Genomic DNA, 9,057 nt, shown 5'->3' with positions numbered 1-9,057 from the left:
GGGTAGTTTCAGGACAGGTCCAAGGGCGGCCGCCCTTGGACCAAGTCCGCCGAATCCGGGGGTGTCCACATGGTCCTGCGACCGTTATCCGCATCGGAACGGGCTGACGCCCTGAACAAGGCAGCAGCAGCCAGGGCCACCCGCGCGGCGGCCAAGGAAAGCCTGAAGAACGGCGAGAGATCCGCGGCGGACATCATCGACTCCGCTCAGCAGGACGATGCGCTGGCCCGGATGAGGGTTTCCGAACTGCTTGAGGCCCTTCCGGGCATCGGCAAGGTCCGGGCCGCGGCCATCATGGGCCAGTTGGGGATTGCCACTTCCCGCAGGGTCCGTGGCCTGGGCGTCCACCAGCGCCGGGCGCTGGTAGATTTTATAGACGAGAACTAGGGCGGGCCAAAAAACCTGCCTTACCCCAAACCCCGGCAAAGGAATACGTGAGCAAGAAACCTGGACTGACAGTCCTCGCTGGTCCGACGGCTGTTGGCAAAGGCACCGTGTCCACTTACATCCGGGACAACTATCCCGAGGTCTGGCTGTCCGTATCGGCCACCACCCGGGCACCCCGCCCCGGCGAGCAGGACGGGGTCCACTACTTTTTCAAATCCAAGGAAGAGTTCGAAAAACTCATCGCCGACGGCGAACTCCTGGAGTGGGCAGTGGTCCACGGACAGAACACCTACGGGACCCTGAAGAGCACGGTGAACCAGGCCATTGCCGAGGGCCGGTCCGTGCTCCTGGAAATCGATCTGCAGGGTGCACGCCAGGTGAAGGCCGCTGTCCCGGACGCGCAGTTCGTGTTCCTCGCCCCGCCCAGCTGGGACGAAATGGTCCGCCGGCTGGTGGGCCGCGGCACGGAAACCCCCGAGGAACAGCAGCGACGCCTGGAAACCGCTAAACTGGAACTTGCTGCTGAACCGGAGTTCGACCATACCGTCATCAATGACGACGTTCGCCGGGCAGCGGACGAGCTTGTTTCACTCATGGGGCTGACCCCGCATCCGCACGGTTTGCCGGAACCGTCAACCCGCTAGACTTTGGAGAATTCGTGTCCACGAACCTTGAAGGCATCATCAACCCGCCGATCGACTCGCTGCTCGAAGCGGCTGATTCCAAGTACGGCCTGGTGATCTTCGGTGCCAAGCGTGCTCGTCAGATCAACGCTTACTACGCCCAGCTGCACGAGGGCCTTTTCGAATACGTCGGCCCGCTGGTTGACACCAAGCTGAACGAGAAGTCCCTCTCGATCGCGCTTCGCGAGATCAACGAAGGCAAGCTGGTTTCCACGCCGATCCAGCCGGCAGAGTAATCTGCCGCCTGACGTGCTGCTGACGGAGGTCACGTGCGCATAGTCCTCGGAGTCGGGGGAGGGATTGCCGCCTACAAGGTGGCGTCGCTCCTCCGGCTTTTTACTGAAGCCGGGCACAACGTGACCGTGATCCCCACGGAGGCGTCCACGCGGTTCGTGGGCACCGCCACCTGGGAGGCGCTGTCGGGCAATCCGGTCAGCAACAGCGTCTTCGACGACGTTCACCAGGTCAACCACGTCCGCCTTGGCCACGAGGCTGACCTTGTGGTGGTCGCGCCGGCCACGGCAGACCTCCTCGCGAAGGCTGCCACCGGACAGGCCGGCGACCTCCTCACGAACACGCTGCTGATGGCCCACGGCCCGGTGCTGTTCGCCCCCGCCATGCACACCGAAATGTGGCAGCACGCGGCCACCCGCGCGAACGTGGAAACCCTCCGTGGGCGCGGAGCCGCTGTCCTGGAGCCGGCCACCGGAAGGCTTACCGGCGCAGATTCGGGCCCCGGCAGGCTTCCCGAGCCGGAAGCCATTTTTGCCGCTGCCATGGCCCTGGTGGAGGGGCAGCAGGACTTCCAGCTCCCGCTGGCCGGCCGCACCGTCACCATCAGCGCCGGCGGCACCCGCGAGCCGCTGGATCCCGTGCGGTTCCTCGGCAACAGGTCCTCCGGCAAGCAGGGCGTCGCCCTGGCCGTAGCTGCGCGGAATGCGGGCGCAACCGTCCGGTTGCTCGCAGCCCACATGGAAGTCCCGCCGCCGGCCGGCGTCGAGGTTGTCCAGGTGGAGACGGCCCTGCAACTGCGTGAGGCGGCGCTGGCCGCGTCCGCTGATTCCGACGTCGTCATCATGTCCGCGGCGGTGGCGGACTTCCGCCCGGCTGAGGTCTCAAACACCAAAATCAAAAAGCGCGACGACCATGACGATCCGGTGATCACGCTGGTCCGCAACCCGGACATCCTGCATGAGCTCGTGGAGCTCCGCAGCCATGGGACGGGCGCGGCACTGGAGCGCCAGCTGATTGTCGGGTTCGCGGCGGAGACAGGCGACAGCGATGGCGATGTGCTGGCCTACGCCGAAGCGAAGCTGCAGCGCAAGGGCTGCGACCTGCTGGTGGTCAACCATGTGGGTACGGACAAAGTCTTTGGCCAGGACACGAATTCGGTTGTCATCCTTGCCCGGTCCGGCTCCGAACCGCAGGAGGCGTCCGGAACCAAGACCGAGGTTTCGGCGGCCATCATCAGCCGGATCGCCTTTGAACTGAATGCCGTTTCGCCCCGCGCTTGAGTGTTTCAGCCCACGTTTGCTTAGTACGGAGACATCTCCCGGCGTCTCCTGCGGGGCCCGCGCATTCCAACCAGTAAGGTAGTTGAGTGACTTTACCGCTGCACCTTCCCCAGACTTCCGGGGCCACGCCTACCGCGCTCAGGCTCTTCACCTCCGAGTCGGTTACCGAGGGCCACCCGGACAAGATCTGCGACCAGATCAGTGACGCCATCCTGGACGCGCTGCTGGCTGCCGACCCCGAATCCCGGGTGGCGGTGGAGACGATGGCCACCACCGGCCTGGTCCACGTAGCGGGCGAAGTCACCACGGACGCCTACGTGGAGATTCCGCAGATCGTGCGCGAAACCATCCTGGGCATCGGCTACGACTCCTCAGCCAACGGATTCGACGGCGCCCGCTGCGGAGTGTCCGTGTCCATCGGCCAGCAGTCCAACGACATTGCCGGGGGCGTGTTCAACTCCCTGGAGGCCCGCGAGGGGCGCCAGGAGGACGATTACGACCTTCAGGGCGCAGGCGACCAGGGCCTCATGTTCGGCTATGCCAGCGATGAAACCCCCTCCTACATGCCCGTGCCCATCTGGCTGGCGCACCGGTTGTCCGAGCGCCTCACCGAAGTACGCAAATCGGGGGAGCTGGCGTACCTCCGTCCGGACGGCAAGACCCAGGTGACGGTCGGATACGACAAGGACGTGCCGGTCTCGGTGGAAACCGTGGTGATCTCAAGCCAGCACGCCGAGGGCGCCAGCCTGGACCAGCTCCGCGCCGATCTCGCATCGATCGTCATCGAACCGGTGCTCGCAGGCGCCAACCTGGACCTGTCCCGGGTACGCAATATCCTGAACCCTGCCGGTGAGTTCGTCATTGGCGGACCCGTGGGAGACGCCGGCCTGACCGGCCGCAAGATCATCGTGGACACCTACGGCGGCATGGCCCGGCACGGCGGCGGCGCCTTCTCCGGCAAGGACCCGTCCAAGGTGGACCGCTCTGCTGCCTACGCCATGCGCTGGGTTGCCAAAAACGTGGTGGCTGCCGGACTGGCCAAACGCGCCGAGATCCAGATTGCCTACGCCATTGGCCAGGCCCGCCCCGTGGGCACCTACGTGGAAACGTTCGGCACCGAAACGGTTGATCCCGCGAGGATCAGCGCGGCCATCGCCGAGATTTTCGACCTGCGCCCCCGCGCCATCATCGACGCACTCGACCTGAAGCGTCCCATCTATGCCAAGACCGCAGCGCACGGCCACTTCGGCCGCGACGAGCCGGACTTCACCTGGGAGCGGCTGGACCGCGTTGATGACCTGAAGGCGTTCTTCAACGCCTAGGCTCCGGCGGGCCGGCCTGCTTCCTTCGCCGTCGGAATCATGGACTTCCGTGGAATGTCGCTGCCCTGTGGTTGGCTGGGCACGTCCACCAGGGAGCTGAACGGAGGTAACCGCCATCGCTACTGAACGCGCCCTCCAGCCTTCCCCGGTGCGTCCGGGCGCTGTGCAGCCTACCCTCCTGCAGGGCTTTCCTTCCGTGCCCCGGCCGTCGGGGCCGCAGCTGTCCAAGGACAGGCCCGTGGCCAAGGTGCTGGTGGAATCCTCCCTTCCGCACCTGGACAGGCTTTTCGACTATGGCGTTCCGGAGGCCCTGGACGAATCCGCCAAGCCGGGCGTCCGGGTCAAGGTCAAGTTCAACGGCCAGGACCTCAGCGGGTTCATCATGGAGCGCGTGGCCGGCTCCGACGCCGGACACACCCTGGTGCCGCTGGCGAAAATCGTCTCCCCGGTGCCTGTCCTCACCCCGGCTGTCAGGGAACTCGTGATGTCCGTGGCGGCCCGCTACGCGGGGACGGCCAGCGATGTCCTGCGGGTCGCTGTTCCACCGCGCGTGGCCCGGCTGGAAAAGGAGTTTGCTGCTGCGGAGCCGGTTGGCACGGCGGGGCCGGCCGCAGGTACGGTTCCGCCCTCCGGTTCCGCGGCGGACGGGTCTGCGGCAAGTGCCTGGGCCTCTTACCGGAACGGCCTGCCCTTCCTGCGGCACCTTGCCGACGGCGGTTCGCCCAGGGCCGTGCTGAATCCCCTCCAGGGATTTGGTGCCGGGGGATGGCCGCAACTGCTGGCGGAGGCGGTTGCCGCTGCCTACGCGGCCGGCCGGGGCGCGGTGGTGGTGGTGCCTGACTACCGCGACCTGGACCGCCTCGAGGATGCCCTGCTGCCCCTGCTGCCTGAGGGGGCGGTAGCACGGCTGACCGCCGACGACGGCCCCACCCCCAGGTACCGGAACTTCCTGAACCTTCTGGCGGGCACCGCGCGGGTGGCCATCGGTACCAGGTCAGCCGCCTTTGCGCCCGTCAAGGACCTGGGCCTGGTGGCCTGCTGGGACGACGGCGACGACCTCCACATTGAGCAACGTGCCCCCTATGCGCATGCGCGCGAGGTCCTGCTCCTGCGGGCCGAGCAGGAAGGCACGGCCTGCCTCCTTGCGGGGCATGCCCGCAGCACCGAAACGCAACGGCTGGTGGAAGCAGGCTGGGCGCTGACGGTGGAGGCAGGCCGCCCCGAGGTACGGCGGACGGTTCCGCGGGTGGTCAACACGGCAGACAGCTTCGAACAGGAACGGGACCCGCTGGCCAGGATCGCCCGCCTTCCCGGCGCTGCCTGGCGTGCCGCGAAGGAAGGGCTGGAACGCGGGCCGGTCCTGGTGCAGGTTGCCCGGGCCGGCTATGCGCCGTCGCTGGCATGTGAAACGTGCCGTGAGCCGGCGCGCTGCGGCAACTGCCAGGGACCCTTGGCAGTAGCGGGCGCCACCGGCACCTCAGCCATGCCCCAGTGCCGGTGGTGCTCCACCCCCGCACCGGACTGGCGCTGCGGGCACTGCGGCGGCAGGCGGCTGCGCAAGGGCGCCACCGGCGCCATCAGGACTGCCGAGGAGCTTGGCCGCGCGTTCCCGGGCAAAACCGTCATTACGTCTTCCGGCGACCATGTCAAAGCGGCAGTGGGTCCAGGCAATGCACTGGTGGTCGCGACCGTGGGTGCCGAGCCGGTGGCACCTGGCGGATACGCGGCCGCCCTGCTGTTGGACGGTGATTCGCTGCTGCGGCGCGAAACCCTGCGGGCCGGTGAGGACACCGTCCGGCGCTGGTTCAACGCCGCTGCGCTGGTGCGCCCTGCGCAGGAAGGCGGCCTGGTGGTGGTGACGGCTGCGGACACCGCCGCAGTGGGCGCCCTGCTTCGCTGGGATCCTGCCGGGTATGCGCAGCGGGAGCTCTCCCTGCGGACCGAGCTGCAACTTCCGCCTGCGGTCCGCATCGCGTCGGCGACCGGGCCCAGGGCCGCTGTCGAGCAATACACCGCTGCCGTGGCCGCGGAGCTCGGCTCCGCAGGCATCACACTGCGGACTGCCGGGCCGGCACCCCTGGTGCTCCACGGGCCGCCGTCGCCCCGCCGTTCAGCGGAAGATGTGCGTACACTGCTCTTTTTCCCGTATGGCCAGGCGGCCGCTGTGACCCGTGTACTGCGGGTCGCCAGGGCGGCGGCAGCGGCAAAGCGGTCCGCTGAGCCCTTCCAGCTGCGGCTGGACGGCGTTGACGTCCTCTAGCGGGGCCGCTAGCGCCCCCGCCGTACCATGATGTCGTGGGCAACGTCCACCAGCTGACGGGCGGACTCATCCCAGCTGAACTCCCGGGCGCGGACAACCGAACGCCGTGAGAAGTCCTCCCAGCGGCCGTTGTCCTGGAGGGTGTGGACCGCGCCGGCAAACTGCTCCGGGGACCCAGGATCAACAAAAAGTGCAGCATCTCCGCCGACTTCCCGGAAAATGGGGATGTCGCTGGCAATGACGGGCGTGCCCAGGGACATGGCCTCCACCAAGGGAAGCCCGTAGCCTTCAGCCCTGGAAAGGCTCACCAGTGCCGTCGCGGTGCGCAGGAGGGCGTGATATTCCTCGTCCGTGACGCCATTGTGGAACACCACACGGGCCCCGGGCGGGACGAGCTTTTCCAGTTCGGCGCGGCGCTCCGGGGTAATCCTGCTGAGCAGGTGAAGCGTGTAGCCCGGCAGGGAAGCCATGCCGGCCACCATGGTTTCAACGTTCTTGTACGGCATGAACGACCCCATGTAGACCAGCGACCGCTCAGCGCCCCCACCGGCTTCCCGCGGTTCCTGCTCCGGCTGTGGGGCATTGCTGATGATCCGCACAGGGCGGCGAGTCAGGCGGTACTTCGCGATCAGCGCCTCGGTGGTCCTGCTGATGGTGGCCACGGTATCTGCCCGGTTGAGGAGGAGCCGCTGCGGCCAGAACGCCTTGTGGTACAGCCGCCACAGCACCCGTACCGGGGCCGGAAGGAAGCCGGGCGGGGCGGGGTGTTCATAGTAGATCAGGTCGTGGAGGGTCAGGACCAGTCCGTACTTGCGGCCCCACGTTCCCATCGTCTGCATGGGGCACACCACCACGTCGGCGCCCAGTTTGTTGATGGTCCGAGCCACAAACACTTCCGACGGCGAGAGCGGGCTGCCAATGAGGGTGTAGGGAACGTCCGGGAGCAGGGCGAGTTGCCGGACGTCGGAAACCAGCATGGAGACGTCGGCGATTTTGGCCGTGGCGGCGATCAGGCTGGCTCCGTAGCGGCTGATGCCGTCGTGGTGGTCTGTCCGGGTAAAACGTGCGTCGATGACAATCTTCACGCGGGATGGTCCTTAAGGAAGCTGCGGATGAAAGTTGCTGCCGGTTCAGGCGTTTCGTAGTGGATCAAATGGCCGACGCCTGGAATCACCTTCAGCTCCCCGTCCGGCAGCAGGGCAGCCAGGCGGTGTTGGTCGGCAAGGACGGCGATCTCGTCCTTTTCCCCCGCAATCAGCAACACTGGCAGCGTCAGCCGGCCCGCCACTTCTGCCACATGGCTGCTGACCGATGCGGTAAACGACTCGAGGAGGCTCTCCCGGCTGGCGAAGGCGCTGAAGTAGGCGTGGTGCTGACCGTGGATGAACCGGCGGAGGTCCCTGTCGCCTGTCTTGGCCATGGTCTCACTCATCACCCGGACAATCAGGGGATTCCGCAGCAGGGCAAGGCCCACCGGGCGGGGGAGACGGGCTGAAAGGCGGTAATACAGGATCGCCAGCCGGGTCATGACGCCCTTTGGCCCTTCCAGCGCCGGTGCCGCGATGGGATTGATGAGAATGAGCGGGTTCACGGCTCCGGGGTGGTCGGCCACAAAGTGTGCGGCAATGATGGAGCCGAACGAGTGGCCCAGGAGGACCGTGTCCGGGCCGAGGCCCAGGGCGGCCATGAATGCCGTGATGAACCGGCCGTAGCGCTCCACGGAATGCGCCCCTGACGTGAACGCTGCAGAATCCCCGAATGCGGGCAGGTCCGGCATGATGATCCGCATCTCGGGAAGATGGTCTGCCACCCGCAGCAGCCCATGGTGGTCTCCGCGGAAGCCGTGGATGACCAGGATGGTGCGCGTTTCCGGTCCAGCCGGCAGCGGCTCGTAGGTCCAGTAGGCAACCTTGCCGCCGTCGAGCTCAATCGTCGAGGCGGAGGTGCGGGCCGCCAGGTCGGCGCTGAAGTAGGCAGGCGCGGCGGATCCGGGCTGTGCTGTAGTCATGTGTCCTGCCTAGTTGACGTTGTCCGGGTGGGACCCCGTGCGGTACCCGCGGTCCAGCCCTGCGAGCGCCGCCATGTCCCTGGCGGAGAGCTCGAAGTCGAAGATGTCCATGTTCTCCCGGATCCGGGCCGCGGAGCTTGCCTTCGGGATGGCAATGTTCCCCAGCTGGATGTGCCAGCGGAGGATCACCTGGGCCGGGGTCTTGCCGTGTTCCGAGGCGCAGGCGTGGACGACGGGGTCGGCGAGGACCTGGCCGCGGCCCAGGGGGCTCCACGCTTCGGTCCTGATGCCCAGTCCGTCGTGCATTGCCCGGAGTTCGGCCTGCTGCAGCCACGGGTGCAGTTCAATCTGGTTGACGGCGGGGACCACCTCGGCTGTCTGCAGCAGCCGGTCGAGGTGGGCGGGCTGGAAATTGCTGACGCCGATGGCACGGACTTTCCCTTCCCGGTACAGGGTTTCCAGTGCACGGTACGTCTCTGGAAAAAGGCCGCGGGCGGCACAGGGCCAGTGGATGAGGTACATGTCCACGTAGTCCAGGCCGAGGTTGACCATGGACTCGTCAAAGGCACGCAGCGTGGCGTCGTAGCCGTGGTCGCTGTTCCACACCTTGGTGGTGAGGAAGATATCTTCCCGGGACAGCCATGGGAACAGCTCGCCCGAGCCGCCGCTGCCCGGGTCCCCGCCCAGTTGCGAACTGATGCCCCGCGCCACGCCCGTTTCGTTGCCGTACATCGCCGCCGTGTCGAAGTGGCGGTATCCGGCCGCGAGGGCAGTGGCGACGAGGCATTCTGCGTCGGGGGCCGGGACCTTGTACAGCCCATATCCGAGCTGGTGGATCAGCACGCCGTTGTTCAGGCTGAGCCGCGGTGAAGTTCTCATAGCC

The 9,057-nt window shown here is 66.9% G+C and carries 9 protein-coding genes; 6 read left to right on the top strand and 3 right to left on the bottom strand.

Annotation, left to right across the window (positions count from 1 at the left end):
- Positions 1-69: 69 nt before the first annotated feature.
- The 6 genes from mihF to KTR40_RS09710 all read left to right on the top strand — a co-directional run bounded on the left by mihF (position 70) and on the right by KTR40_RS09710 (position 6,166).
- Positions 70-387 (top strand): integration host factor, actinobacterial type, encoded by a 318-nt coding sequence (gene mihF, locus KTR40_RS09735; protein ID WP_139029265.1) that lies wholly within the window; start codon positions 70-72, stop codon positions 385-387.
- Positions 388-434: 47 nt separating this feature from the next.
- Positions 435-1,031: a guanylate kinase gene (gene gmk, locus KTR40_RS09730; protein ID WP_139029263.1), complete on the top strand. Its 597-nt coding sequence runs from the start codon at positions 435-437 to the stop codon at positions 1,029-1,031.
- A 14-nt stretch (positions 1,032-1,045) separates the two neighbouring features.
- A complete protein-coding gene (gene rpoZ / locus KTR40_RS09725; RefSeq protein ID WP_139029262.1) occupies positions 1,046-1,306 on the top strand; it encodes a DNA-directed RNA polymerase subunit omega in 261 nt (86 codons plus the stop codon).
- A 33-nt stretch (positions 1,307-1,339) separates the two neighbouring features.
- Positions 1,340-2,584: a bifunctional phosphopantothenoylcysteine decarboxylase/phosphopantothenate--cysteine ligase CoaBC gene (gene coaBC, locus KTR40_RS09720; protein WP_139029261.1), complete on the top strand. Its 1,245-nt coding sequence runs from the start codon at positions 1,340-1,342 to the stop codon at positions 2,582-2,584.
- Between the two features lie 86 nt (positions 2,585-2,670).
- A complete protein-coding gene (metK, locus tag KTR40_RS09715; protein WP_228403507.1) occupies positions 2,671-3,906 on the top strand; it encodes a methionine adenosyltransferase in 1,236 nt (411 codons plus the stop codon).
- Positions 3,907-4,054: 148 nt separating this feature from the next.
- A complete protein-coding gene (locus KTR40_RS09710; RefSeq protein WP_228403506.1) occupies positions 4,055-6,166 on the top strand; it encodes a primosomal protein N' in 2,112 nt (703 codons plus the stop codon).
- An 8-nt stretch (positions 6,167-6,174) separates the two neighbouring features.
- On the opposite strand, the gene KTR40_RS09705 is transcribed toward KTR40_RS09710, so the two are convergent.
- From KTR40_RS09705 to KTR40_RS09695, 3 genes are read right to left on the bottom strand one after another with little or no spacing between them, the layout of a single operon-like run.
- The gene (locus KTR40_RS09705) at positions 6,175-7,251 is read right to left on the bottom strand and encodes a glycosyltransferase family 1 protein (protein ID WP_228403505.1); all 1,077 of its coding nucleotides are present in this window, start codon (positions 7,249-7,251) and stop codon (positions 6,175-6,177) included.
- Positions 7,248-8,174, bottom strand: a complete 927-nt coding sequence (locus KTR40_RS09700) for an alpha/beta fold hydrolase (protein ID WP_139029258.1) — start codon at positions 8,172-8,174, stop codon at positions 7,248-7,250. The genes KTR40_RS09705 and KTR40_RS09700 overlap by 4 nt, the downstream gene beginning before the upstream one ends.
- 9 nt (positions 8,175-8,183) lie before the next feature.
- Entirely contained in the window at positions 8,184-9,053 is an 870-nt protein-coding gene (locus KTR40_RS09695; protein ID WP_228403504.1) for an aldo/keto reductase, read from the bottom strand.
- Positions 9,054-9,057 lie beyond the last annotated feature (4 nt).

This window comes from Pseudarthrobacter sp. L1SW (genome assembly GCF_020809045.1).
GTDB lineage: Bacteria > Actinomycetota > Actinomycetes > Actinomycetales > Micrococcaceae > Arthrobacter.
Note: the sequence above shows the minus strand (reverse complement) of the source record. Positions and strands in the feature narration are given on the sequence as shown.

Coding starts and splice junctions, on each gene's coding strand:
- mihF (WP_139029265.1), top strand. CDS start 70: ATGGTCCTGCGACCGTTATCCGCATCGGAACGGGCTGACGCCCTGAAC.
- KTR40_RS09695 (WP_228403504.1), bottom strand. CDS start 9,053: ATGAGAACTTCACCGCGGCTCAGCCTGAACAACGGCGTGCTGATCCAC.
- KTR40_RS09700 (WP_139029258.1), bottom strand. CDS start 8,174: ATGACTACAGCACAGCCCGGATCCGCCGCGCCTGCCTACTTCAGCGCC.